This window comes from Paenibacillus harenae, from assembly GCF_030812415.1.
Taxonomy (GTDB): Bacteria; Bacillota; Bacilli; order Paenibacillales; family Paenibacillaceae; genus Pristimantibacillus; species Pristimantibacillus harenae_A.
In genome coordinates this window covers 635,526-661,898 of record NZ_JAUSST010000002.1, presented here as the reverse complement: position 1 = coordinate 661,898, position 26,373 = coordinate 635,526, and the positions used below count along the sequence as shown (strand labels likewise).

Annotated in this window: 23 protein-coding genes and 3 tRNA genes; 5 read left to right on the top strand and 21 right to left on the bottom strand. The window is 48.7% G+C overall.

Features of this window, described 5'->3' with window-relative positions:
• Window positions 1–5 precede the first annotated feature (5 nt).
• From J2T14_RS07880 to J2T14_RS07865, 4 genes are all read right to left on the bottom strand, one after another.
• Complete coding sequence (locus J2T14_RS07880) at window positions 6–926, bottom strand: DUF4268 domain-containing protein (RefSeq protein ID WP_307469564.1); 921 nt, start codon at window positions 924–926, stop codon at window positions 6–8.
• On the bottom strand, window positions 923–2,017 hold the full coding sequence (locus J2T14_RS07875; RefSeq protein WP_307469562.1) for a PD-(D/E)XK nuclease family protein: 1,095 nt from the start codon (window positions 2,015–2,017) through the stop codon (window positions 923–925). The genes J2T14_RS07880 and J2T14_RS07875 overlap by 4 nt, the downstream gene beginning before the upstream one ends.
• 80 nt (window positions 2,018–2,097) lie before the next feature.
• Window positions 2,098–2,526, bottom strand: a complete 429-nt coding sequence (locus tag J2T14_RS07870) for a hypothetical protein (protein ID WP_307469559.1) — start codon at window positions 2,524–2,526, stop codon at window positions 2,098–2,100.
• A 137-nt stretch (window positions 2,527–2,663) separates the two neighbouring features.
• Window positions 2,664–3,251, bottom strand: a complete 588-nt coding sequence (locus tag J2T14_RS07865) for a hypothetical protein (RefSeq protein ID WP_307469557.1) — start codon at window positions 3,249–3,251, stop codon at window positions 2,664–2,666.
• A 142-nt stretch (window positions 3,252–3,393) separates the two neighbouring features.
• Between J2T14_RS07865 and J2T14_RS07860 the strand changes: the two genes are divergently transcribed.
• Window positions 3,394–4,041: a hypothetical protein gene (locus J2T14_RS07860; RefSeq protein WP_307469555.1), complete on the top strand. Its 648-nt coding sequence runs from the start codon at window positions 3,394–3,396 to the stop codon at window positions 4,039–4,041.
• Window positions 4,042–4,891: 850 nt separating this feature from the next.
• On the opposite strand, the gene J2T14_RS07855 is transcribed toward J2T14_RS07860, so the two are convergent.
• Complete coding sequence (locus tag J2T14_RS07855; RefSeq protein ID WP_307469551.1) at window positions 4,892–5,683, bottom strand: sigma-70 family RNA polymerase sigma factor; 792 nt, start codon at window positions 5,681–5,683, stop codon at window positions 4,892–4,894.
• Between the two features lie 187 nt (window positions 5,684–5,870).
• Between J2T14_RS07855 and J2T14_RS07850 the strand changes: the two genes are divergently transcribed.
• Window positions 5,871–6,416, top strand: coding sequence for a hypothetical protein (locus J2T14_RS07850; protein ID WP_307469548.1), 546 nt, complete (start codon window positions 5,871–5,873; stop codon window positions 6,414–6,416).
• Window positions 6,417–6,589: 173 nt separating this feature from the next.
• Here the strand turns inward: J2T14_RS07850 and J2T14_RS07845 are convergent, their stop codons facing one another.
• On the bottom strand, window positions 6,590–7,429 hold the full coding sequence (locus J2T14_RS07845; protein WP_307469545.1) for a hypothetical protein: 840 nt from the start codon (window positions 7,427–7,429) through the stop codon (window positions 6,590–6,592).
• 156 nt (window positions 7,430–7,585) lie between these two features.
• On the opposite strand from J2T14_RS07845, the gene J2T14_RS07840 reads away from it, so the two are divergent.
• On the top strand, window positions 7,586–8,560 hold the full coding sequence (locus J2T14_RS07840; RefSeq protein WP_307469543.1) for a hypothetical protein: 975 nt from the start codon (window positions 7,586–7,588) through the stop codon (window positions 8,558–8,560).
• Window positions 8,553–8,678: a hypothetical protein gene (locus tag J2T14_RS07835; protein ID WP_307469541.1), complete on the top strand. Its 126-nt coding sequence runs from the start codon at window positions 8,553–8,555 to the stop codon at window positions 8,676–8,678. Before J2T14_RS07840 ends, J2T14_RS07835 begins: the two co-directional genes overlap by 8 nt.
• Before the next feature lie 61 nt (window positions 8,679–8,739).
• Here the strand turns inward: J2T14_RS07835 and J2T14_RS07830 are convergent, their stop codons facing one another.
• The 5 genes from J2T14_RS07830 to J2T14_RS07810 all read right to left on the bottom strand — a co-directional run bounded on the left by J2T14_RS07830 (window position 8,740) and on the right by J2T14_RS07810 (window position 10,439).
• A complete protein-coding gene (locus tag J2T14_RS07830; RefSeq protein WP_307469539.1) occupies window positions 8,740–9,681 on the bottom strand; it encodes a site-specific integrase in 942 nt (313 codons plus the stop codon).
• A gap of 175 nt (window positions 9,682–9,856) precedes the next feature.
• A tRNA-Leu gene (locus tag J2T14_RS07825) sits at window positions 9,857–9,942 on the bottom strand.
• Window positions 9,943–9,965: 23 nt separating this feature from the next.
• Window positions 9,966–10,042 (bottom strand) — tRNA-Ile (locus J2T14_RS07820).
• Window positions 10,043–10,078: 36 nt separating this feature from the next.
• Window positions 10,079–10,155 (bottom strand) — tRNA-Met (locus J2T14_RS07815).
• 119 nt (window positions 10,156–10,274) lie between these two features.
• A complete protein-coding gene (locus J2T14_RS07810; protein ID WP_307203841.1) occupies window positions 10,275–10,439 on the bottom strand; it encodes a hypothetical protein in 165 nt (54 codons plus the stop codon).
• Window positions 10,440–10,587: 148 nt separating this feature from the next.
• On the opposite strand from J2T14_RS07810, the gene J2T14_RS07805 reads away from it, so the two are divergent.
• Complete coding sequence (locus tag J2T14_RS07805; protein ID WP_307469536.1) at window positions 10,588–11,103, top strand: 2'-5' RNA ligase family protein; 516 nt, start codon at window positions 10,588–10,590, stop codon at window positions 11,101–11,103.
• Window positions 11,104–11,169: 66 nt separating this feature from the next.
• Here the strand turns inward: J2T14_RS07805 and J2T14_RS07800 are convergent, their stop codons facing one another.
• The 10 genes from J2T14_RS07800 to carA form a co-directional block, all read right to left on the bottom strand.
• Complete coding sequence (locus J2T14_RS07800) at window positions 11,170–12,681, bottom strand: ABC transporter substrate-binding protein (RefSeq protein ID WP_307469532.1); 1,512 nt, start codon at window positions 12,679–12,681, stop codon at window positions 11,170–11,172.
• Between the two features lie 6 nt (window positions 12,682–12,687).
• Complete coding sequence (locus J2T14_RS07795) at window positions 12,688–13,575, bottom strand: ABC transporter ATP-binding protein (RefSeq protein WP_307203837.1); 888 nt, start codon at window positions 13,573–13,575, stop codon at window positions 12,688–12,690.
• Window positions 13,576–13,578: 3 nt separating this feature from the next.
• Window positions 13,579–16,530, bottom strand: a complete 2,952-nt coding sequence (locus tag J2T14_RS07790) for an ABC transporter permease (protein ID WP_307469528.1) — start codon at window positions 16,528–16,530, stop codon at window positions 13,579–13,581.
• A gap of 3 nt (window positions 16,531–16,533) precedes the next feature.
• Window positions 16,534–17,598, bottom strand: a complete 1,065-nt coding sequence (locus tag J2T14_RS07785; RefSeq protein WP_307203835.1) for an efflux RND transporter periplasmic adaptor subunit — start codon at window positions 17,596–17,598, stop codon at window positions 16,534–16,536.
• The gene (locus tag J2T14_RS07780; protein ID WP_307469527.1) at window positions 17,564–18,298 is read right to left on the bottom strand and encodes an ABC transporter ATP-binding protein; all 735 of its coding nucleotides are present in this window, start codon (window positions 18,296–18,298) and stop codon (window positions 17,564–17,566) included. The genes J2T14_RS07785 and J2T14_RS07780 overlap by 35 nt, the downstream gene beginning before the upstream one ends.
• 224 nt (window positions 18,299–18,522) lie before the next feature.
• On the bottom strand, window positions 18,523–20,247 hold the full coding sequence (locus J2T14_RS07775; protein WP_307469524.1) for a methyl-accepting chemotaxis protein: 1,725 nt from the start codon (window positions 20,245–20,247) through the stop codon (window positions 18,523–18,525).
• 169 nt (window positions 20,248–20,416) lie between these two features.
• Window positions 20,417–21,064 carry an orotate phosphoribosyltransferase gene (pyrE, locus tag J2T14_RS07770; RefSeq protein WP_307469522.1) on the bottom strand — a complete coding sequence of 216 codons (648 nt, stop codon included), beginning with the start codon at window positions 21,062–21,064 and terminating at the stop codon, window positions 20,417–20,419.
• Window positions 21,057–21,791: an orotidine-5'-phosphate decarboxylase gene (gene pyrF, locus J2T14_RS07765; RefSeq protein WP_307203831.1), complete on the bottom strand. Its 735-nt coding sequence runs from the start codon at window positions 21,789–21,791 to the stop codon at window positions 21,057–21,059. Before pyrF ends, pyrE begins: the two co-directional genes overlap by 8 nt.
• A gap of 171 nt (window positions 21,792–21,962) precedes the next feature.
• Window positions 21,963–25,181, bottom strand: a complete 3,219-nt coding sequence (carB, locus tag J2T14_RS07760; protein WP_307469519.1) for a carbamoyl-phosphate synthase large subunit — start codon at window positions 25,179–25,181, stop codon at window positions 21,963–21,965.
• Window positions 25,168–26,313 (bottom strand): glutamine-hydrolyzing carbamoyl-phosphate synthase small subunit, encoded by a 1,146-nt coding sequence (carA, locus tag J2T14_RS07755; RefSeq protein ID WP_307469517.1) that lies wholly within the window; start codon window positions 26,311–26,313, stop codon window positions 25,168–25,170. Before carA ends, carB begins: the two co-directional genes overlap by 14 nt.
• Between the last annotated feature and the right edge of the window lie 60 nt (window positions 26,314–26,373).

Here is a 26,373-nt window from a genome sequence, read left to right as displayed (position 1 = left end):
CGCTTCTATAGGTATTTCGTAAATGTATCCTTGAAAGCAATCAGAGTCCTTATTCCCCAATCGATCATTGAATCTTCATTGGATGCATCCATGTAGGCTGCTATACGGCACGCTCTCTTATCGTCCAATCGTTCCCAAGATAAATCACCGAGTACAGACGATATCTCATGATTGAACTGGCTCAACTCATCAAACTTGGCCTTGTTCAGTTCCTTGTCATTCATATCAATGTAAAACTCACATGAGAATCGATTTCCGCTACGGAATGTGACCGTATAGCTAAATCCTGTCTTGCCAGAGCTGAAGCTAAACCAACTATCATAACCAACCGACTTGGCATTCGTAAAATGAGGTTTGCGCTGCTTAAGTTCTGCCAGGAACTTAGTAAAGAACTCATGATAGTACATTTGCTTCGGAGTCTTTGCCCCGCTTCCACCAGACACAATCGCCTTCTGTGCTTTTCCCCATTCATTAGGTGAAGCCTTCACTTTAAAGAGTGGCGCGGGTAATGAACCATCTATGGTAATGGCTTGTATCTCTACTGCAAAGAAGTGAGTATCTTCATTGGATACCTGGTTAAGCCAGTCAATTGCCTTACGGTGTTCCTCCCTGACTTCCCGCGATATCCAGATGATGATCTTGGCATCGGCACCAGATGCATAAGTAATTAATTGCCCCAAATGCGAATGATCCGTTGCTTCCAATTGGTTCTCGATAACTACTGAATGTCCCGTATTAACTTCCCTAGCGTAAATATCAAGAGAGAAAGAACCGATCCCATGCTCAGTGGTTATTAACTCAATATCCATTCCGAGCTCAGCACCTAATGTATCAAGGTTTTCCGCGAGCCAAGGTGTAAAGTCCTTAGCTTCATTCACCCATACAGAACGGATATCATCTATGTACGACACTTGTCCCAGCTTCATACAGTAACACTGCTCTCTTTTGATTTCCAATCGAATTCTGGATGTTGCTGCTTCAATGAGTAAAGTTCTGTCAAATGAGTAATAAAGTACGCCTGAATAGCCTCAATATGATCCTCTGCTGACAAGAAATCTAAAAGACTCTTTTCGCAATAGATGTTAGCCCAAGCTGTATTATCATCCAAATCCTCAGATAACCAACCTTCATTGTTCTCAACAAATTCCTTCATTGCCGCTATTATATCCGCACGTTTCGGGCATTTTGGGTTTACTTCAAACATGATGCAAACGGAAGGATATTCGTCATCCGTAATGTAGAATCCAAAGTTTATGACACTATAGTTACCCTGATCATTCTGTTTCATATAGCGATAATACTCTTTTAACTGGGCAAATCGATTAGTCCAACCAGTTGATCTATTAAATAGACTGGATACCGTCTCTTCTACCTTACCTTCTAGACAGCCATCCATCATTCTAATCAAGCGTTCCATGTGCTGAATTGCATATATATCTTGTGGTACAAACCGTCTGCTGTCGTTCAACTGCATCTCCTCCATATACTCCAGTAATAAATCAATGAGTTCGCTTCTATGGCGCTTTAGCCAATTGTATATTTGAAACCATCTAACTTGGTGAAATGAGGTGGCCGCCCCACTACTGATAATGTCCTTCTTATGCTTCTGATCATGAACCTTGGTTATGTAGATTAGATGGGTACGGCAACCATCAGACTCATAACTGCTTAGATGGTCGGCATATCGCTTAAGTTGCTGATCCCCTTCTCCTGTACCTAGTTTGTTTTCGATACACAAAACATGAGGTTGTCCGCCATCTGAAAATCGGATAAGCAAGTCTGGCCTACTGTCGGTTGAATGATCCTCTTGCTTGTTATATGTCTTCTGTGTTGTTACTTCACGGATACTCGTTGTTCTCACTTTAATATCGGTCAGCGTATTCAGGAAATCATGCAGTAAATCTTCCTTACACAGCACTTGGCCAAAAATCTCTGTAAGGTAATCCTCTAACTGATTCCTATCTGAACGGCTGAGCAGCTGGTACAGACGCTTGAACAATGAACTCAGGTTTGTCACTCCAATCGTGCCTTAATAAAGAAACAGGACGGCAGATATGCTCGTCCTGAATCAATTCAACATAGATATAGAAAAATCCTTTACTGACAATCATTACTCAGACTCTGGTTAACAAACAAATACAAAACGCCCTTTGCATCATCAATTCTAAAATCAATCACAGGCACCATGTATATATCTTCCAAACAGCTAACCAGTTCATTAATCATTCCTACGTCAGTATGATCACGCTCACGTTGATCATCTTCTTCATCATTAACATGAAATGAAACATAAAATTCTCTACCTGTGTAGAGTTCAACCGACGCAGTATTTACGGAAACATCATCAAATTCCCAATTATTGCGTAAGTGATTAGATAATACTGATTCTGCTTCGGTCCTATCAATTTGAAAAGCTATTGTGCCAAGGGGCATATTAATAAGATTATTCGTTCGAGTGAGCTTATTCGTTTGCGAAATATCAGTTGCTATTTTCTGAAACCCGTTGTTCCCCTGTATTGTTCCCATCTGATCGTCTCCTCTTATAACTAGTCTGAATAGATTTATCATTAAATCGGAATTAAGTACTACCAAAACTGTGTATAAACCGATACTTTAGCTGGAATCGTTCGCATGAATAATCGTATAGTCACGGTAACCTCCCCCTATCGTAATAGCTTTTCAAGAAAACTCCTTTTGCTTCCCTCTTCAGTCTCTTCTACTGTTTCCTTATTATCTACTGCTTGTTCAACCGCTGCCTTCACCTCTTCTTCAGCAGTTTCCTCGACAGATGGCTTGCGTTCCAGAGTAATGAAATCCTTCCCAGCTTTTGTGACTTGCCAGCCAAGATCGACCAGATGCACGTCGAAATAATTCCGCCCCTCTATCGTGCTTACTACTTGTTTAGCAATTCTCCCGCCGATTTCCTCACAGTGCGTCGATGTGTTGGATAATGTGACCGTAGTTTCTTCTTCCGATTGTTGACTTAGATGATCTCGAACACGCGAAATTACAGTAGCTTTATCAACCGATCCAATTACTCTCCTGTTTTCACTCACGATAGGCGTAGGGAGATCAAATGATTTTAAGGAAACCCATTTGTCTGTACTAGCCACGAATAGACCTTCCAGCGCCAAAACCTTCACTTCATTAATAACAGGGATCACCGTAATGCTTGCAAGCGGAACGGTGGTAAGCTCCTCCTCCGTGTAATAAGGTTGTCCATCACTTTCTATTGCATAGATAGTCTTCAATGTTACCGCCTCCTATGTTTGTTTGTGGCACGGTTACAGTCTACCACGAGCTTAAAGGAGTTCGTGCAAAACTAAAGAATATTACTTTATACTCTTTATAGAAGCTCAGTTGATGATATGCATGAACATGGGAGGAAACATTATGTTAAAGAAAAGCGCTAACTATAGAGGGCAATTACTTTATGGAGATAAGCTGGCACACTTCCATACACTGGGGGTCGGTCAGAAACTGGGATACATAAGGGAGATTTTGGAGGAAGAGTATGGCGATGAGTTTTCCAGGAGTCGAGTCGCAAAGAAATGCGGACTTACTCATCAAGGACAGTACCACTTAGAAGAGAAGAGTAAGAAGAAACCACGGGAGAGAACGTTGAACAAGCTACTAGAGATATACAATATACCGCACTCGCTGCTTAAAGATAATAATGATAACCCCAAAAGCAGATTTAGGATTGATCCCGCCCCGATCTATATTGGCAAGCCAGAAGACCGCGCCTTGTACCTAAAGGATGTGGTGGAACAACAGGCTAGCATGGAGGATTCATTACGTAACTATACTCCATCAGCGGATGATTTGCTGGAAGTCGATTTTGAAATGATCGCTTACATACCCGACACTCCATTGATTCATAAAAGGGGTCGATACGCTCGCCGTGTAAGGCTGACATCGGAAGATATTCAGATGCTTGAAGGACTTATCGAGACGCAGATTGAAATCATCGCAAGCCGCAGAGAAGCATTAGAAAAGCTTCGGCAAGAGGATGATTATTGGGGATACACTCGTAGCTAAAAGCTGACGGGCGTTTATTCGTTATCGGGACTCATTCCAATATGTAAGTTAAGAACCGCCGCGCAACCAAGATTCCAAGGATTCAGCAGAGCGCAGCGTCCATATATGTAATTACCGACGCGGGCAACAATACTCGGCATTCATGGCACGAGCGTTTGAATGGCCGCCGCAGCCCAATATCCCATGGATTCATGAGGTATAGAATCGTTATCTAGCACATGAATAGATCAGTTATGTTTCTTAATAGAGATATGATCCGTCTGGTGGTGCAGTACTCGCCATCCATAGCACATAAGATTGGCACTAGCCGTAAACCCGTAACTTATCGGCATTCAGCACAACATTGGGATACAGTTATATTAATGAAGATGAATCATCATCCGTACTGTTGATTGTATCCGCTGCGTTCCTCACTCGCGAGCTGAGCACTGCGAAGCGAAAGCGAGAGAGTGTATTCATGATCATGGTGAATCTCCGACAGTAATGTACCACCACTCATTCAGTACAAAGTACCTGATCTAGCACAAATAAAAATGGGAGAGCCTCGGCCCCTCTCGGGCAGACTTCCCCCAATTAATAGTAGAGAAACGCTCACATTCAAACCAGCTAAACTGCTTGAGCGCAACGCGCCTGACTGTCGAATACAGAGCGAAGGTTCAAATACGATTCGTCGGCCACGCGTCGCAGTGCTCGCCTCCGAACCGAGTAACGTTCGGATATAAGCCAACGTTTCGGATGGTTTATTCTTCTTCTTAAATATTCAACGTTACAGTCAGGCTCTGCTGAATCAGCTCTTATACAATATATTAACCCACAAAGTCCGAAAAAGGTTGCAACTTACGTAAAAAAATTATACAACTTTACGATTATTCATCCATTGTTTCACAACTGGCTTACTACGACTGAAATGACTCTTCACCGTGCTTAATGGCATCTGCATCATATCTGCGATTTGTTGCTGTGTTAGGTCATAGAACACGCTGTAGTTAATGATATCTATATATTGCTGTTTCTTCCGCCCCACATATTCTAGCAGGTCCAGCTTATCTTCCTTATCGATGAAGCTATCTACCAAACCTGCATAACCTATTATCTCTGATGGATCGACCACTGGACTCGGCAAGATATACTCTTTCCCTCTCCTCATGTATCCTTGGTATCCCGTCAGATAGCGCCGTTGAAGCTTATAGTATAAGTACTTCCGCAGATAGCCGAGATAGTTGTTAACGATGTCTTCGGACTGCTCATGCTTCCGATAATAGCTCTCTGTTATCTTCCTGGCTATCTCATATGTTTCTTGATAGAGGTCATCTCTGCATGGCCTCTTGTGCCAACACAATGCGACGAGCTTTTCAACCGCTCGGCTGACTATCACTTGTACTAAGGGGTTGGTATAGATTGCATTAAGCCTTGTTTCGTTAATCGGCCCAATCTCTGAAAAGACTGTATGTAGACGCTCAAGCCCCTCTTCATATAGCTCCTCTGGGTTAGTGAAGCACTTCTCTCTCCAATCAGTTGTTCCGAGCATCTGATACTTGATTTGTGGGTAACGATTATCCCTACCATGATCGTCAAAATCATCAGACCGTTCAGCCCTACCCCATACTTGCGCAAACTCCAACTTCCATACATCTTTTTCCATGTTTATCTTCCTCCAATATTGTGACTGTCCGATGTTGAAATGCACTTTCCTGCATTTGGTCCATCATGACTCACCTGCATGGCATTATCATAACCATTAGTAAACTATTTTTCAATATATATTTTAACTTTACTTTTGGGTTTGGACAGGTTACACTTGATTCATGAAGAACAAGGAGGCACGATACATGATTTACGACAATGCAGGAAGATGGATTGAAGGACAGGAACTAGCTGAATTCGCCAGCCTTCCTTTCCATGAAAGGCTTAAATGGGTGCGTGAGGAACTTAATAAGGTGTATGTCGGGGATTATTCGGTTAAAAAGGTGGCCGTCACAAGCGGAGTGATCAGTCATATGGGATTGTATAACATGGAAAGCAACGAGGATTCGCGACCGCGACCGCAAAAGCTGCAAGGATTGGCTGATTTCTATCAAGTCCCCATTTCCATTTTCACTGCAAATGCTCCAGATCGCTTTTTCCTAGGCAAGCAGTATGAAGACGGTGAAGGGACATCTGACATTCGGGGAGCCAATTACACCGTCGAGATCAACTTCTCGCTTCGTACACCTGAAGGCGCGGAAACCATCCATGAATCTCTATCTTTGAAGATGCGTCATATGGATGCGGAAGAGCTTCTTTCCCGTTTGCAGAATGAGCTGAGCTTGGTTCAAAAACGTCTCGATCAACAACGCAAACTGGATGAAGCCTACGATTTGCTTACGAAGAAGTAATCAGACCACCCCACTACCCCATGAGGGGCTGTTAAGGCGCTGCCTTAACAATCCGCACTCGGCGTGTGCCGCCCTTCGACCTGTATGTTCGAAGGGAATGGATAAGTGTTGGCATTGAACCTCCGTCAAGGCTGAAATGAACTCGCTACAGCTCTGCCTTGACTGGCTCCATCTTATTTCATCATTGTTCCAATTCTCCATTGGTTCCATTGATTATTCTTTGCTGGCCGTCCTGGGACTACACAATAGTCTGAGACAATTGTTTCCACGCCGTTATATGATATTGCTATAGATGGGTGATGATCCATCACATACTGAGCTATCCATCTTCTTGCTGCCATAATACCTTTCAATTCATCATTAAGCCTTATGGTATCTCCGTCTCTAACTACATCTACAGTATAATAACCGACTTCTCTGCTGCCAGTGATGATGAAGTAATCCGTTTGTTCATTCTTTGCATTGCTTATAACTTCCTTTGGCATGCCTGATGAATTACGTTTGTCCTTAAAGTTCTTGCAGACTTCAATGAAATCTCCAATCAGAAAGTTATATAACTCATTCCCCCTATTACTCACTTTACTTAAAGCATCAATCACATCATCCCATTGTAATCTGATGACTTTCGCATTGGCTCCCAAGAGCTTCTTATGAGCTTGTAACTGATTCTCATCTAATGTGCCACGGATCTTGAATTCAAACAGCAAATTGAAGTTCTCACCACATATCCATGCATCGGGTATAGAATTAAGATTGATTTCTAATTCATTTGGTTTGAGCCCATTCTGATATGGGGCAACACCTATAAGGTATTCATATTCCTTATGATCTCTTGGACACTGCTTCTTGCGAAGGTATCCTGCTGTATCCCTGAATGAAAAAGCCTGGCTCTCTCCTGGAATCAGTTCATTAAGGAACGGGCGCGTGAGATCGCAATTATGAAGTGACAGAATACTCATAAGAATGTTCGTGTAATGGTCTTCTTCCTGTCCTTGATACTGGAATATATTCATATTGGACTCCTCTCACAGCGAGATATTGTCAGTTGACTCTATTGTAGCAGAAGACATCGCTCGACTACTTAGAAAGATTGAGAATTCATTTCCCCATTGGCCATACATTGTTTTCATTTATTGGACGGGCTACAATCTGTTCAAGAGGTGAGGGAAATGTTGAAGAAGGAAATACTGGATAAGGCCGATGCACTTGGTATTGAGCTGAATAATAAGGCGATTGAACGATATGTTGGGCACGGACTTATCGTTGGCAAAAGGGTCAGTCAAGGGTATTCCAAGGGAGTTGTTACCCAGTACCACGAGCGGACAATGGAAGCCATACAGTTAATCAATGATCTTAAATCCAGCAAGACGATCAAGCATCAGAAGGACTACATATTCATATTGTTTTGGAGAGGATATCCTGTCCAATGGGACAAACTTAAGGAAAGGATTATGGAATTTTACGCTGAAATGGTGGATACCTTCGAGAGAATCGATGAGTTAACTAATACTCCTTATTATGGGGATATTATCGCTGAAATTGCATCTGATGAAGTTAGTAAGTTCAAACCCATTGGTAGACCGTCCAAGTCAGCACTGGAGACATTAGAGCGTAGGTCGAAAGATACGGCACAACTTTATGACTTACTCCTTTCGCTTCTCTCTCACTTATTTATGCATGGCAATATTAATAATGATTTGCTAGGTCAAATGATCAGACTGATGCAGATTGACTTTATCGGGGAGTTTGATGAATCACTTCATATTCATTCCATGATCAACATATCTGGATGGCATGCAAGGCTTCTGAACTCATCAGAGAAAGACTTTGACGAAACCGCAGAACTTATAGCCGTCTTAAAACAATACTGGTCTCAATTAATGAGTAACTATCAGTCTGAATACCATATCCCGCTAATAGGGGACACCCTAAGGATCTTCACTAGCTATTACGGACAATATAATGAATCCGATCCAACGTGGAACTACAAATTCTACATATTGGGCTTGATTAGTAGCAGCTTCAGACACCAGCTAAAGGACATTCTAAGTAATCCAACTACGCAAGAAGCTTGGCAACAACTAATTGCAATACTTCCTGCATTAAATCTTAATTCTGAAAAGGAGGTGAATCTACATGGGTAACGTCGGAATCGCTCTGGGCGGCGGGAAAGCATTTTCTGCTCCAGCTTGGTTTATCTTGCTAATCATCTATTTTGCAATTATCGGCATCAACCGACTAATTAAGAAGGCTAAGAACTAATACTACCAAATTAAGCAAAAGCACCTATCCCCAGAGGAGAAGGTGCTGCTTGCATTCGGAGTTACTTAATCTTCCCTACCCGTACTTTCTGCTGGATCAACCTGTTTAAAGGCGAGGCTGTATTATGCTGCTCCTTAACATCGGTATTCGACAGCTTCACATATCGTTTGGTCATGGTCATATCCACATGACCGAGCATCTGTTGCAATCCAAATGCATTACCGCCACCGCGCAGAAACACAATGGAGAATGCATGACGCAGTGCATAAGGCCATAAGTGCGTCCCTAGCTTCTTACAGTACATCTCAACTCTGTCGCCCCAAGTATGCCTGTTTAGCGGCTTACCTTCATTAGTACAGAATATAGGAGCTTTCCCGCTCCACTCTTTAGGCCGAACAGACAGTAATTCTTGAATTGCCTCAACTGTCATTGGAGATAATGGTAAAGTACGAGATACACGAGTTTTAGCTTTAGCTGCATCGACTCGTATTTCTCTGGCTCGTGGGTGGAAATCACCCTCATCCAGGCTGAATGCTTCCTTGGGTCTTATTCCGCAGTCGAGGAACAAAAGGAATAATGTGTAGTCCCTCAAGCCAGCGAACGTCTCGCGGTTAGGGAGGGTTATTAGACGTGCGAGTGTATCTTCATCAACACTGACATGCCGCCCCTCATCCTTGCGCTTCTTGAAGCCATTCAAGGGGTTATCAGATATCATGCCATGCTCCACACACCAGTTAAAGAATGTACGGAGGTACACTAGTCGATTGTTGTAGGTCGCGGGTTTGATCCCTTCTTGTCCTAGATGATCAACTACCGCCTGTTCCAGTTGATCGTAAGACTGCTTTGCATCAGGGTATCGCTTAAATAACAGGTTAACATGTGTCATGTAGTCCAGAATGGTCTGATCGCTAATCCCATTTGCTTTCTTCCAGGTAATGAACCGATCCAGTGCCTCTTCCATAGTCGCAGGTGCTCTCTTTACCTTGTTCATTCTTACCGCCATAACTAAAAAATCCTCCTTCGCCTTCACCTGTATTTGGGATACAGATAGTGCGAAAAAGGATCTCACGCGATGAGTCCTGTGCGGCTAGAAGAGCCACAATCTGTACACAGGATTCATCATTTTTTTTGGTTTTTAGATTGCTACCCTCAAAGGAAAACCCTTATGTAAGTAGGTATGCCGAGGACGGGAATCGAACCCGTACGGTGGTCACCCACCGCAGGATTTTAAGTCCTGTGCGTCTGCCAGTTCCGCCACCCCGGCATGTGTGTGAAAAAAGCTGCAAATGGTGGGCCCTGAGGGACTCGAACCCCCGACCAATCGGTTATGAGCCGACCGCTCTAACCAACTGAGCTAAGGGCCCTCGAAAAACGCCGGTTGACGTTGACATTCGAAAGGTTGGTTGCGGGGGCAGGATTTGAACCTGCGGCCTTCGGGTTATGAGCCCGACGAGCTACCGGGCTGCTCCACCCCGCGACGTAATTCCATTTGATTTGAAGCTTTTTTTGAAATGGCGACATCAATTAATATACTATAGATGCATGTTTAAAGTCAAGCAAAATATTCTATTTTTCTTCCGATTATGTTCTTATGCTTCATGGCATGAACCGGACCCCGTACCGGCCCTTGCGCGATTTGAATACCTCTACTTCGCGCGGACAGTCATAGCCGTATACCCACCAATCGTTTTCCATGCGCCTCACAAGGCATCCGGCTTGAAATTTCGTCTCGTACAATCGCACCCAGTATACCCATCTCATATTGAATACCTCCTGCTGTTCGAAATGCTCTAGTCTCTGCTTCTGCAAACCTGCCCGTAGCCATAGAATACCCCAAAATCGGAAATTCTTATCTTTCCGAACAATCGGGTATACTTGAATCATAAGAACCTTCAGGAGGCTGATGGACATGAAATACGGCATTGCTGTTTTTCCCGATAAAAAGGTACAAGAAGCGGCTGATCGACTTCGAATTAGGCATGACCCCCATCATGCGCTCATTCCCGCCCATATGACCGTCAGGGAAGCAGAGCCCTGGGCAGAAGAGAAGCTCTCTGCTGCAATCACCCATTTGGAGGCAGTATCCAACGCTTTATCACCCTTTACGATTACGTTCAATCGGGTATCTTCCTTCTTCCCGGTCAGCCATGTGCTTTATATGGCGTTAGAAGACCCTTCTCCGATGGTGCGGCTTCATCAGAGTATATGCACGGGTCCGCTAGCACTGGAAGCTCAGAGATACGTTTACACGCCTCATGTCACGCTAGCCCAGCAATTAACGGCCGATGAGATCTATGATTTGTACAGTAATTGGCGGTTGAACAAGGTGAACCTGACCTCGACGATAGACCGGATTATCTTACTCCAGCAATCGGAGAAAGGGACATGGAAAGAGCATCGAACGTTTGAGTTAAAGAAACCTTGATCGAAATAAAGAAGCCCGCACACGACATTTCGTCGCGAGCAGGCTTCTTTTCTGTCATTTTATTCCTTAACCAAACGGTTTTACAATTCCGCCGCCGTCATCCATGCCGCCGGTAGGATCCGTCTTCAGCTTCTCTAACGTAGCGTTGCCTCGCGTCTCCCACTCGGCAAGCGCTTCCTTGACCGTCATATCCCCGGTAAGCACTTTTTGGAACAATTCATAACCAGGGGATTGAGCTTCCCAGATGCCCGGTTTCTCGCGGTAAATCTTCTCCTGGTCGGAGCTTAAAGGAGGAAGCGGTTTAAGCGTCGTGAACGCGTCCATGTTGTACTGCAATCCGCCAATCGGCGTCAGGAACTCTTTGCGCGCAACCATCTCGTACAAGCTTCTCGACTTCAGCTTAGCCCATTCCTTGCCGTTGGAGAACTTAATGAAATCCCATGCGCCATCAGGGTTTTGCGCTTTCGCGTTAATACCCATTAGCGAGCTGAGGTAGATGTTGCCTCCGACCTCAGGGTTGCCGGGGAACGTCGGAACGGTAACGACATCCCAATCGACAGGCACGAAATCTTTGATTTTCGTTGCGTTGTCCGCTGCTTTCTTCAATTCATTGATATAGTAGTACTCGCCAATCGTCATGGCTACTCTGCCTTTGATGAACAGATCGCCATAGAATGGATCGTTGCCGCCTTCTGCGCTTACCTTTTCGTTCATTTGTTGGATGAACTCTTGCGTCGGAACGATCTTTTCATTGTACAGATCGGCAACCGTTTGCCATACTTCTGCCCATTGATCGCTGTTGACGAGCATTTTCTCCGCTTTGTCATCCCACATTTTCAATTGAAGCGCTTGAGCGTACGTTTGCGTGTCGCTGAATCCGTCATTCGAATAACGGTTGAACGAGAAGCCGAAATTGCGGGCTTCGCCTTCGCCTTTCGCCACTTGGCGAGCAAGAGACAAAATCTCGGACCATTGCATCTTGTCGGTTGGCGGTGTTACGCCTGCATCCGTGAACAGCTTTTTATTATAAAAGAGTGCCGAAGAGCTGAACGTTGGCGTCAGCGCATAAATATTGTTGTCGCCGGCTGCTTTGATCCCGTCAATAACAGTCGAAACGTAGTCCGTCAGGTCGAATTTGTCCTGTTGAATGAGCGGATCAAGCTGCTGAAGCAGATTATCCTGCGTTAGACGGCGGAGCAGATTGTAGTCGAAGATCATGACGTCAACCGGATTCTGACCGGTCAACAGTTCTTTTACTTTCTCATACGTATCCGGTTGGTCTGTTACCGGCTTCGTAGAATCCTGCGTTTCGAAGCGTTGATCGTCGTAGTTGATTGCGCCGACGATTTCGAACGTTACGTTCGGATTCATCATCTCGAACATATCCGTGTATTGTTGACGCATATAAGGCTCATTATCAGACCCGCCGTACATAACGCCGATACGAAGCACCGTTTTCTCCGCTGCCTTTTCCGAACCGCCGCTGCAAGCGGCCAGGACGCCGACAAGCATGACAAGAGATAAGGTTACCCCAACCATCTTACGCAAACGCAATTTTGCAAACCAGTTGTTATTCATCCGATTTTAACCCCCCAATGATTTAGGCGGAGTAATAATAATCCGCTCACCGTCAAACTCCATCGTTGCTTTGTCTTTAATGCTTAAGGCCGATAAATATTCTTTTGGCACTTGCAAACGTCCGACACGGTCTACAACGACATACGCTTCATGTACCGTCTGCAGCCCGCTTGCTGCCGGAAGCTCTGCCTCACCTCCACCTAGAGTGATATTCGGATTGCGTTTAATAAATTCCGTGCTTGTGAGACCATCACGGATAGCGACGACACGGTCAACCTTGCCAGCCAGCGTCAAGTCATGCGTTACAATCACGACGGTAATGCCAATCTCTCGATTGAGCCGCCGGAATATCCCCATAATCATATCCGAGGTTGTGGTGTCTACCGAGCCTGTCGGCTCATCGGCCAGCAGCAGCTTCGGACGGTTGGACAACGAGATAGCTATCGCAACCCTCTGCTGCTCTCCCCCGGATAGCTGATGCAGCTTGTTATGCATGCGATCCTTGAGACCTACCCAATCAAGCAGTTGCTTCGCATAGGCGCGGTCAACCTTGCCCGAGAGCATCATCGGCATCTCAACGTTCTCTAGCGCGGATAGGTAGGGCAGCAAGTTGCGGGCATTATTTTGCCAGATAAAGCCGACCGTCTCCCGCTTGTATTGCACCGTCTCTTCTTCCGTAATCTTAAGCAGATCCCAAGGCCCTACCTTTACCTGGCCGGCGGAGGGGCGGTCAAGTCCGCCCAATATGTTCAGCAGCGTTGATTTGCCGCTGCCGCTGTTGCCGATAATCGCCATCAGCTCTCCGTCTTCCACCTTCAGGTTCAAGCCTTGCAGCGCGACGACCTCGAGATCGTCCGTTTTGTAAATTTTGACCAGTCCTTCGCAATCGATCATCGCTTAGCGCTCCTCTCCCATTTTCACCGCTTGATGCACTCTTAGTCTGCGGATATGGAGGAACAGCAGCATAGCGCCGATCAACATCATGAATCCGACGACAAAATAGAGCTGGTTCGTATCGCCCGAGTTGAAAATAACGCGGAACGGCGGAACCGTTTCGGCGACGTTCTCGGTTGTTTGCAGGAATGGCAGGAAGAGCAAGCTGACCGACTTGCCGATTAGTACGCCAAGACCTATTGCTAGACCTGCCGTAAAGATTTGCTCCAGCAGAAGCATTCCCGTCAACTGCTTGCGCGACAACCCCATTGCGCGAAGCACGCCGAATTGTACGACGCGGCCCGATAGGTTAAAGAACCAATAAAGAATATAGCCAGCGAGCGTAATGATAACGGAGACGAGGAAGCCTAAGCTCAATATCCCGAATACGCCGCCCCTTGTCGGCAGCTTCGATTGCGCAATGAGCTCCGTGCGCACGTCCTTGACGGATGCAAGCCCGACGCCTTCCTTCTGGAGCGATGCCATGATCGGTGCAACCTTCGCATCCGGCTTCATCTTCAGCCACACCTCGTAAGGGATGAGCGGCAATTGATCGTAAATATAATCCAAATTCGCGATGACAAACGGCGATTTGTCCGGATATTGCGTAGGCCAATACGGAATAATGCCCGCTACAGTAAATTCCAGCATGCCGTCCGTGAAGCCGACGGATACGATATCGCCCAGCTTCAGCTGATATTGCTCCGCTACGCCTGACGGAATAAGCGCTGCATGCTCGAATTTACCCAAGTTGTTCAAGTAATGGTACGGATGCACCGGGAACAGATCGTCCCGGAACCAAGCCACCTTCGAGAAATCGACATTGTCGATGCCCATGACCGTACCTTGGCCTATCGACTTGCCGGAAACAACGATATTGCCTTTCGTCTGCATGACGCGCGCGGCGGCTTCTACGCCTTCCAGCTTGCGGAACAGCTCGAACGGCGGCTCGCTGTATAACGTTCGCGTAGGTGTCGTCTGTACGCCACCACCGCCTCCACCGCCTCCGCCGCCTCCGTTACCTCCGTTACCTCCGTTACCTCCGTTACCTCCGTTACCTCCGTTACCTCCGCCTCCGTTGCCGCCACCGCCGCCATTGCCTCCGCCATTACCGCCGCCGCCGTTATTTCCGCCCGAGGTCGTAACCTCGGTCGTTCCTTCCCAGACGGTCTGGATAATAACATCGGAACCGTACTTGTAAAGCGTGCGCTCGGTGGAGTTGAGATCGATCGTTCTAGCTGCCGAAGCATTGTAAACGCCAAGCCCTAGCGTAAGAACGAGTAAAATCATGAGCGGATAATACCCTTTGGATGAACGCGACAGCTGAGTCAGCGTCAAATAAATCGGTACGGGCAGGAACTTGCGTCCGAGCCAATTGAACAGCTTAAGCAGCCAAGGGAACAGCCGCAAGCAGAATAGCCCTAGAGCGAATATGGCTAGCGCTGGCACGAAGAACAAGAACGGCTGTACATTAAGCTGATCCGTCGTCATGCCGGTCTGGAACGTCAGCATCTGGCGTTCATTGAACATATACCAGCCGTAGCCGGCCAGGCCGAGCAGCAGCACATCAAGGAACCACCGCTGCCATACAGGCTGACGATCGGAGCGCGCAAGCTGCTGCTTGTAATTAACGATAGAGGATCGAGCATAAATGACTGCCGGTATGACCGTTGCCAATATCGCGATCAACACGGCGGCGGCGCCGGCGATAATCGCCTCTGTAGAGAAGCCGACCGGAATCGACTTGCGGCTGACGAAGGACAGGAATCCGTTCGCCGAACCGATGCTCTTCGCCATGAACCAGCCCATGAACGGTCCGGCTGCGAGCGAGAGCCCTCCGAGAATAAGCCCCTCGAGCAGGTAGATCCATATAATCTGCTTCGTTCCCGCCCCGCGGCTTCGTAGAACCGCGATGTCGCTTCGCTGCTTATCCAGCGATTGGCGAGCGTTCATTGCAATGAAGAAAAAGACCATGGCAAGCATCGGCGCGGCGAGCGTGAATAACAGCGTCTGAAGCTGCAAGCTCTGCTTCTTGAATTCCGTCAGCGTGGAGGCAAAGGAAATATCGACCCTTGTATCCTTCAACCGCTGATACAGCTCAATATTCAATCGGTCCAGCGTCCTGCCAAGCGGCGAGAGCTGACTCGTCTGAATCTCCGACAAATCGAAGGCGTAATACCAGCTTGCGTTGTGAAGGGGAATGCCATGCTTCTCCAGCAGCGTCTTCGTAAATGCCTGCTCGCTAATTTGGAACGTATTCAGTAAGCCTTCCATGCCTTGATACCAATATGGATCCGTATCGAGCAGCGGCTTAACCGCCCCTACGATCTTCACCCGCAGCGTCAGGTCCAGACCGCCGAATACCGGATATTCGAATACATCTCCGATATGTACATCATTGCGGTACATCGCTTCCTCGAGCATGACGGCTTCCAATATCTCTCCGTCGCCCGCGCTATTCGTGTACCATCTCCCTTGCGTCAACTCAGCCTTCGACTCCAGCTCGGACATCGTCATAATCGTAAGCTGACGATTGCGTCCCGCATCGACCTTGGTCGGATCTTCCGGAACGACGTCTCCGCTGCGAATGGAATAGCCGGTTACGTATGTACCGAACCGGAATCCGATGTCCTTAGGCACATCTTCTTTAATATAACGTTCCAGCTCCGATAACGCCGCTAAATCCGTTTTTCCGCCTGAGGGTGATTGATACCGCATGAGCAATGATCCGGCCGGGAGGCCTGAGCTCTTCTCCTGCAGCGAATCGGCAACGACTCGCTTAAGCGCGCCGTCCGCATACATCGGTATACTGGTCGCGAAAGCGACCGCCAAAGTCAGCCCCGCCAGCGTGCTTAACGTAAGCCAGCGCGTGTTCCACATTTTGCGGAACAAAAAACGAAACAACGGAATCCCCATCGGCTATCGACCTACGACTTTCTGCCCCGGTGTTAGACCTTGCAGGATTTCGATCTGGGTAGCCGTCTGCTGTCCAACCTCAACGTCGACTTCACGCTTTCCTTCGGCGTCAACGACTTGCACATACGTGCGCGAACCGATCGAACGAAGCGCGGATGGAGGAATCACGATCGCGTTTTCCGTTCGGCTCGTAATGATGCTGATCGATATCGGAGCTCCCCTGTTCAACCCTTTGGGCATATCCGTTACCGAGACGATCAAGAAGTCTTCCGGCCTTTCGGGCTTCGGTTCGCCCGGCTGTCCGCCGCCATTGTTCGGATCCTCGGCTTTGATCGGCAGCGTCTTGACTTTGCCTTTGAACGTACCGATGCTGTTCATATTGACGACCGCTTCCATACCCGGCGCGACCTTCTCCAGCTCGGTCTTCGACAGCTTCGCGGCAGCGGTAATCTGGGCCGTGTCGGCTACGATCGCGATCGGCGCATACGCTTTGATCAGGTCGCCCTTCTGAACATTCAAGGTGACGATCGTGCCCGTGAAAGGGGCAACCAGCGTCGCTTTGGCGATTTCTTCTTCCATATCGACGAGCTTCTGTCTCTTCTCCTCGAACGCGATTTGTCTCTCTTCGAAATCCGTCGGATCCATCTCATCGCGATCGCGCAGCAATTCCTTCATGGCGATTTCTTCTTTCTTGAAGCTTAAGCGTTCCATGCGGAGCGACTTCGTCAACTCATCGACGTCCAGCTCGCCGATGACTTGCCCCGCCTCCACGGTATCGCCAACCTTGATGTATAGTTCTTTCAGGTTTTTGTTATCCAATGTGAAAAATAAGGTCTCTTCCTTCAAAGAAATCAGCTTGCCGATAACCTGCACTTTCGTCTCCAGCGTAGCCGTCGTAACCTCGTACTCCGGTTTCTTGGATATCTGCGCGGGCGCGATCTCCGGCAGCACTTCCTCTTCCGGCTCCTTCGGCAGCAGCGAACAGCCGCTCGCAAATACTAAAGATACACTCATTAAAGCAATGACGGACCGCTTAAACAAACTTACCGTCAACCATTTCGTAGACATGGTCGGCAACCTCCAAAATCGTAGGATCATGTGTAGTCATACATATCGTGACATGTTCAGTGCGGATAATGTTTTGAAAGACGGCCATAATTTGCGCGGACATCCCGGAATCGAGCTCAGCCGTCGGCTCGTCGGCAAGCAGAAGCATCGGCTTATGGGCAATCGCCTTCGCAATCGCGACACGCTGCTGCTCTCCGCCCGATAGCTCGAAAGGCCGATGATGCATCCGCTTCTCAAGTCCGACGAGTTCCAGACAGTGGGTTACCCGTTCTTTCCACTCCGAGCGTCCCGTGCCTGCCATTCTAAGCGACAATTCGACATTCTCCCACGCCGACAACAGAGGCATTAGTGCGAACGCTTGGAAAATAAAGCCCATATGCTTGCGTCTCACGAGTGTTCGTTCATCGTCGCTCATACTATGGAAGGGCAGGCCATTAAACCATATTTCACCAGAGCTCGGCGTATCGAGACCGCCTAGGCTGTTCAATAATGTGGTTTTGCCGGAGCCGGATCTGCCCCTTAGCATGACAAGCTCCCGTTCTTTCAGCTCCATGTTGATTCCCTTCAACACGCGCAGCGGCGTACCTCCAACTTGGAACTCACGCTCAACCTGGTTCACGGTTAGCAGTTTCCTCGGTTGGTCGTCGCTTAAAGCGGATTGCTGCTGTACGTCTTGTTCTGCTTCCTTAGAAATTGCCATTTGCGTTAATCATACCTCCCCCTCGTAAGTCTGAAGCCCATATCCCCGAAAGCATTGAAAACAATTGGCAAGACTTTCATAATTCTAATCTTACATGATAGACGTAGGACACGCTCAAAAAGTTACGACTTTTTTCGGGTAAGTTTTTATAACTTTTTAATTGTAAAAAAAGAGCTGTCCCGGCGGGTATTTCTGTTCGCCGAGAACAACTCTAAAATCAACGATTAAAGTTTAAATTTGCTTACCCCGTTATTCAAAATGTCAACTAGTCCCGACAGCTGCTCGGCCGTGGAAGCGATATTCTCAACCAATGCGAGCTGCTCCTCCGTCGCCGCCGCTACTTGCTCGGTCTTCGACATGTTCATGGATGCCGTAGCGGACGCTTGCTCCATCGAAGCGTTCACCTGCTGCGAGCTCGCCGACATTTGCTCGGTAATAGCCGAATTCTCATGCAGCTGCTCCGTCATTTGGCTGATGGATGCTACGATTACTTCCAGGTTTTGTCGAATATCGGATACGCGCTCGGCGCCTTTCTCGAAGCTTTCCTTCGTTTCGGCCATATAGGATGAAGCCCCGTCGATCTCTGCACGAGTAACGGATACGAGCTGGTGAATGCCGTCGGCCGATTCGAGCGAGCTTGCCGCCAGCTTGCGAATCTCCGATGCGACAACGGCGAAGCCTTTGCCATGCTCGCCCGCTCTGGCTGCTTCTATGGATGCATTAAGCGACAAAATATTCGTTTGGTTGGAGAACGTCGTAATATTTTCCGCGATTGCTCCGATCTGTTTGGACCGGTTTTCCAGCGATACGATCGTTCCGGACAAATCCTCGATCGCCGATTTGATCGATTGCATCTGTTCGATCAGACGTTCGAGCGCTACTTTTCCATCGTCTACTTGGTGGGAAGTCGACGTTGAATGCTCCGCCAGCGTAGCTGTGTTCTCTGCAATGCGCTGAATGCCGATCGTCATTTCCTCGATCGCCTTCGATGTTTCGGCCGAACCGCGCGCCTGAACCTCGGAGCCCGTCGCCACTTCTTGTATATGGAGGGCAACATGGTTTGCGGCCTCCTCCGATTCTTTGGAAGCCGACGTTAAATGAGCCGATGAATCGCTAACTTCCTTCGCATGGGCGACAATGCCTTTGATAAGCCGCTGCATCATGCCGATCATTTGATCGACAGACTGGTTGATTTGGCCCAGCTCGTCTTTGCTGTACTTTGCGTCAGACTCGACCGTCAAGTCGAATTCCGTTACCCTCTTCGTCTTCGATACGACATTATAGACGGTCTTCATAATCATTCGAACGGTAATGACAACCATAAGGATCGTTATAATCGTTACGACGATGATACCGATAAAGGTTGTCAGCAGACTCTGATCCAAACTCTCATCCATCTCCGTCATGTGGATTTCCGCATATTTATCGATATTTTGACCGATCTCGTCGATGCCGTTACGGTTGTCGATAAAGCCTTTATCGACCTCATCGTTGTGGGATTGATTGACGTTATCCGCATTCGCTGCCGTTATCAGCTTGGACCAACTGCCAAAGCTTTCCGTGAACGACTTGGATATTTCATCTACCGAACGCCCGCTTTCGCCATATGTATAATGACCGATCCCCGTCTCCTCCAGAAGCTGAATGGCCTCGGCCATCCGATCACCTGCTTGCTTCAGGTTAGAGGCAACTTCCTCACCGGCCGCACTCTTGCCCGCTGCATCAAGCGTGCCCGATTCCACTCGCAAATAAGCCGTATAAGATTGATACATGTCTCTGTCTGCATTCAAAACCAATGTGTTCGCCTTGCTGGCTGTTTCATAAATCGAGTGTTTCATTTCTTCAAAATTGTTTTTCTGCTGGTCAAGCAAATAAATGCTTGTGAACACGTAAAGTGCAAGAGGCACTGCTGCGAGTAACGCAAGCCTTACGCGTATGGATAATTTCATTTTGAATCCCGCCCCTTCTACTCTTCAAATAACCTACTTCATTATTTATCGGGGAAAACAGTCGGTTTAGAGAGAGTTTCGACAATAAAATTTATACTTTTTCAAAAATATAAGTACAACAAAAAACACGCTCCATAGAAGCGTGTTTTTGCAATCTTACCGAATTTGCTTATTTGCCGAACGATTGCGGATCGTTGCGCCATGCTTGCAGCGTATCCACATCGGCCGCCGCCACTTTGCCGACTTCGACTGCGGCTTCAATAAGCGCGCTGTAGTTGGACAACGTCTTAAGCGGGACATTTTCCGCCTGGAAGGCTTGTACCGCCGATTCGAACTGGTAGGTGAAGATCGCAAGCACCGACTGCACTTCAGCACCCGCTTCCCGTACGGCAAGCGCCGCTTTCAGCGAGCTGCCGCCCGTGGAAATAAGGTCCTCGATAACGATAACCTTCTGTCCTGGTACGATACGTCCTTCGATTTGATTTTGCTTGCCGTGGCCTTTCGCCTTGTCGCGGATATAAGCCATGGGCAGGTTCAGCTTCTGCGCTACCCATGCCGCATGCGGAATGCCTGCTGTTGACGTGCCTGCAATTACTTCTGCATCCGGATAGAGCTCGCGAATAATCGTCGCGAAGCCTTCGGCGATAAGATCGCGAATCTCCGGGTAACTCATTGTCAAACGATTGTCGCAATAGATCGGCGACTTGATGCCCGATGTCCAGGTGAATGGATCGTTCGGACGAAGCGCTACCGCCTCGATGGCAAGCAGACTTTTCGCAATCGTTTGCGGCAATTCCGTCAATGTCACTTTACTCATAAGCTACCAGCTCCTCAATGATGGATTCTAGCGCGGCGCGCGGCGATGGCGCTGCCGTAATCGGACGTCCAATGACCATAAAGTCTGTTCCTTGGCGGAGTGCCTCGATTGGCGTCATAATGCGCGATTGATCGTTAACGTCCGCGCCTGCGGGGCGAATGCCAGGCGTTACCGTCTGGAACGATGTACCGCATGCCGACTTAATCGCTTCAACCTCGGACGGAGAAGCAACAACTCCATCGAGTCCGGCGGCCTTCGTCAGCTTCGCATAGCGGAGAACCGCCTCCTCGACAGTACCTGGAATGCCGATCTGCTCATTAAGCATTGCTAGATTCGTGCTCGTTAATTGCGTAACCGCAATAACGGCCGGCTTCTTCATGCCGGTGCCGAGCGCGCTCTCGACACCTTCCAGCGCTGCCTCCAGCATGGCGCTGCCGCCTGCTGCATGGACGTTGAACATATCGACGCCAAGCTTCGTTACGCTGTTCGCTCCGCCTTTGACAGTATTCGGGATATCATGCATTTTCACATCGAGAAATACGTAATACCCGCGTTTTTTCAAGCTTTCTACGAAAGACGGTCCAGCAGCATAAAACAGTTGCATGCCTACTTTCATATAACAAGGAATGCCTTGCAACTCCGCAATAAGCTTCTCTGCTGCGGCGGCTTCGGGATAATCCAGCGCGACCATAATGCGACCTGCTGCCTGCTCTCTTGTCAGCTTCATCGTAATCATCCTTCCTTTTCTTGCATCAAAGTGCATAATAAACGGCCATACGCACGGGTCTGACAAACGTCAGGGAAGCGGACAATCGCCCATCTCCCCAGCCTGTCATGAGTCCGTTAACGCTGGCCGTGCTTATGCGCCCTGCTGAAGGGCTAATTGGTTAAACTTCGATTACTTCTGCAGCACCGGCATAGCATGCGACGAGAAGTTGATCGTCTCAAGCATGCGAAGCAGGGCGCGAACCGTATCGAGCGAGGTCATGCAGACGACGCCGTTCTCAACCGCTTCGCGGCGAATACGGAAGCCATCCCGCTCAGGCGTTTTGCCTTTCGTGAGCGTGTTGACGACGAAGTGCGCTTGACCTTCGCGAATGAGGTCGAGAATATTCGGAGAGCCTTCGCTCAGCTTATTCACATGCGTCACGACAAGGCCTGCTTCTTCAAGCACCGTCGCCGTACCGCCTGTTGCGTAAATTTTGTAGCCGATATTGTAGAAGCCGCGCAGCAATTCCGTTGCTTCTTCTTTGTCCTTGTCCGCTACGGTCGCGATGATCGCGCCGGAAGTAGGGATTTTCATGCCTGCGCCGATAAGTCCTTTGAAGAGCGCCTTAGCGTATTGAACATCGCGGCCCATAACCTCGCCGGTCGATTTCATCTCAGGCGTCAGCGTCGGGTCAACGCGGCGAAGCTTCGCAAAGGAGAATACCGGCACTTTAACCGATACGTATTCGTCCTCTGGCCACAAACCGTCTGTGTAACCGAGATCCGCCAGCTTCGTGCCCATGATTGCTTGAGTAGCCAGGTTAGCCATTGGCAGGTTCGTTACTTTGCTTAGGAACGGAACCGTACGCGACGAACGCGGATTCACTTCGATTACATACACTTTATCTTGATGAATAACGAACTGGATATTGACAAGTCCAATGACTTTAAACTCTTTCGCAATCTTAATCGTAATATCGATAATTTGCTGTTTGATGTCATCCGACAACGATTGTGGCGGGTAGACCGCGATCGAGTCGCCGGAGTGAACGCCTGCCCGCTCTACATGCTCCATAATGCCTGGGATCAGAACCGTCTCGCCGTCGCAGATTGCGTCGACTTCGGCTTCCTTGCCAAGCATGTAACGGTCGATCAGTACTGGATGCTCCGGATTAATCTTAACGGCTACTTCCATGTAGCTGAGAAGCTCTTCATCGGAGTATACGATCTCCATCGCGCGTCCGCCAAGTACGTAGGACGGGCGAACGAGTACCGGATAACCGAGCTTTTGCGCAGTTACAACAGCTTCGTCTACCGAAATTACCGTGCTGCCTTCAGGCTGGGCGATGTCCAGCTTGCGAAGCAACGCTTCGAACTTCTTACGGTCTTCCGCAGCATCGATGCTCTCCAAGCTGGAGCCCAAAATTCGAATTCCCGCTTTAACCAGCGGAGCCGCAAGGTTGATTGCCGTCTGTCCGCCGAATTGAACGATTACGCCGATCGGCTTTTCTTGCTCAATGACGTTCATGACGTCCTCGAAGAACAGCGGCTCGAAGTATAGTCGGTCGGAAGTACTGAAGTCTGTGGATACAGTCTCCGGGTTATTGTTAATAATAACCGCTTCGTAGCCGGCTTTCTGAATCGCCCATACCGCATGTACCGTCGAGTAGTCGAACTCAATGCCTTGGCCGATACGGATCGGACCGGAACCGAGTACTAGCACTTTCTGTTTCGATGTTTCCGTTACTTCGTTCTCTACTTCGTATGTGGAGTAGTAGTACGGCGTTGTTGCTTCGAATTCTGCCGCACAAGTATCTACCATTTTGTATACAGGCTTAAGGTTGTGCTGCAAACGGAATGCGCGAACGTCCTCTTCCGTCGTATGGCTGCCGTTCGGGAAGCCTTCGCGACGAATTTCCGCAATGGAACGGTCAGTGAAGCCTTTGCGCTTGGCTTCATACAAGGTTGAATAAGAAAGCGTCGATTCGCTGCGCATGCGATCCTCGAATGCGACGATCGATTGGATTTTGTCCAAGAACCACCAGTCAATGTTCGTAAGGTCTTGAATTTCTTGCAAGGCATAGCCGCGGCGGAACGCTTCCGCTACGAGGAACATGCGCTCGTCGTCCGGCTTCGCCAGGCGCGTGCGGAGTACGGATTCCTCAAGGGACGAAGCTTCCTTCAAGTGTATGCGATGAGCACCGATTTCAAGCGAACGAACCGCTTTGTGAATCGACTCCTCGAATGTACGGCCGATGGCCATAACTTCGCCGGTCGCTTTCATTTGCGTGCCGAGCTTACGGTTCGCGTTCACGAATTTGTCGAACGGCCAACGCGGAATTTTCGATACGATGTAGTCGAGCGTTGGCTCGAAGCAAGCGTAAGTTTGACCTGTGACCGGGTTAACCAATTCGTCAAGCGTATAACCTACTGCGATCTTAGCTGCCATCTTGGCGATCGGGTATCCTGTCGCTTTGGAAGCAAGCGCCGAGGAACGGCTTACGCGCGGGTTAACTTCGATGACATAGTATTGGTAGCTTTGCGGATCAAGCGCAAACTGTACGTTACAGCCGCCTTCGATGTTCAAAGCGCGAATGATCTTAAGCGATGCCGAACGAAGCATTTGATACTCGCGGTCGGACAGCGTTTGGCTTGGCGCTACGACGATGCTGTCGCCTGTGTGTACGCCAACCGGGTCGAAGTTCTCCATGTTGCATACGACGATACAGTTGTCGTTCGCGTCGCGCATGACTTCGTATTCGACTTCCTTCATGCCGGCAATCGACTTCTCGATCAGACATTGGTTGATCGGGCTGTAACGAATGCCGGAAGCAACGATCTCGCGAAGCTCTTCCTCGCTTGCGCAGATGCCGCCGCCCGTTCCGCCAAGTGTATAAGCCGGACGAACGATGATCGGATAACCGATTTTGTTGGCAAATTCAACCGCGTCTTCTACTGTAGTTACGATGTCGCTATCTGGTACAGGCTGTTCCAGCTCGCGCATCAAGTCGCGGAACAAGTCGCGATCTTCCGCTTTCTCAATGGCTGTAAGCTGCGTGCCAAGCAACTTCACGTTCTCGCGCTCGAGAACGCCGGCGCGTGCCAGCTCAACCGCCATGTTAAGGCCGGTCTGGCCGCCCAGTGTCGGCAGCAAGCCGTCGGGACGCTCTTGACGAATGATTTGGGATACAAAGTCAAGCGTTATCGGTTCGATGTATACTTTGTCGGCCATGTTCGTGTCCGTCATGATCGTAGCCGGGTTGCTGTTAATAAGGACAACCTCGTAGCCTTCTTCTCTAAGCGCTTGGCAGGCTTGAGTACCTGCGTAATCGAATTCCGCCGCTTGTCCGATAACGATCGGGCCGGAGCCTATTACGAGAATTTTTTTGAGTTCATTATTTTTGGGCATACTGAAGCTCTCCTTTCAACGTCTCCGATAACACAGCTTGACGGCGTTTTTGTGGGTTTGTTTTTTTGTGCGTACGGATCATTTCCAGGAACTCGTCGAACAGATAGCTGGAATCGAATGGACCTGGCGCAGCTTCCGGATGGTATTGCACCGAGAAAGCAGGGAAAGTGTTATGTTTCAAGCCTTCGATTGTCCGGTCGTTGTTGTTGATATGCGTAACAGCCAACTGCGTTCCTTGAATCGACTCTTCAAGAACGGTGTAGCCGTGGTTCTGCGATGTGATGTAGCAACGGTTCGTATCAAGCTCTTTCACCGGGTGGTTGCCGCCGCGATGGCCGAATTTCAGCTTCGTCGTGTCGGCGCCGCAAGCAAGCGCGAACAATTGATGTCCGAGGCAGATACCGAAGATCGGATATTCGCCGAGCAGCTCGGAAATCATCTTGACCGCGTAAGGCACGTCTTTCGGATCTCCAGGGCCGTTCGACAATTGAATGCCGTCCGGAGCAAGGCGGCGAATCTCGTCAGCCGTCGTGTCGTGCGGTACGACGACAACGTCGCAGCCGCGCTGCGTCAGCTCGCGCAGAATGCCGCTTTTCGCGCCGAAGTCAACGAGCACGATTCGCTCGCGGTTGCCTGGGCTTGAGAATACATGCGGCGTGGAAGTTCGAGCGACTTGGTCGGTCATCAGCTTCGACATGTTCAGGCGATCGGCCAGCTCTTCGATACGCTCGTTGCCAGTCGTGATAAGGCCTTTCATTGTGCCATAGTGGCGCAGCTTGCGAGTAAGCATCCGCGTATCGATATCGCTTATGCCGGGAATGCCGTATTCCTTGAGCAGCTGCCCCAGCGAATATTGGGCGCGCCAGTTGCTTGGCACCGGCTCATGGCGTCGCACTACGAAGCCGTGAATATAAGGACGCATCGATTCGAAGTCGTCGCGCGTAATGCCGTAATTGCCGATAAGCGGATACGTCATCGTAACGATCTGTCCGCAGTACGACGGATCGGACAATACCTCTTGGTAACCCGTAATTCCTGTGTTAAATACAACTTCGCCCATCATTTGCGCTTCCGCGCCGAACGAGAGACCCGTAAACAACGTTCCGTCTTCCAACAATAATCTTGCTTGCATCCGTATTCACTCCTCAGGTGTTGATTCGCTCTATATGTTCTTGCACGTTCTTCCTCGATA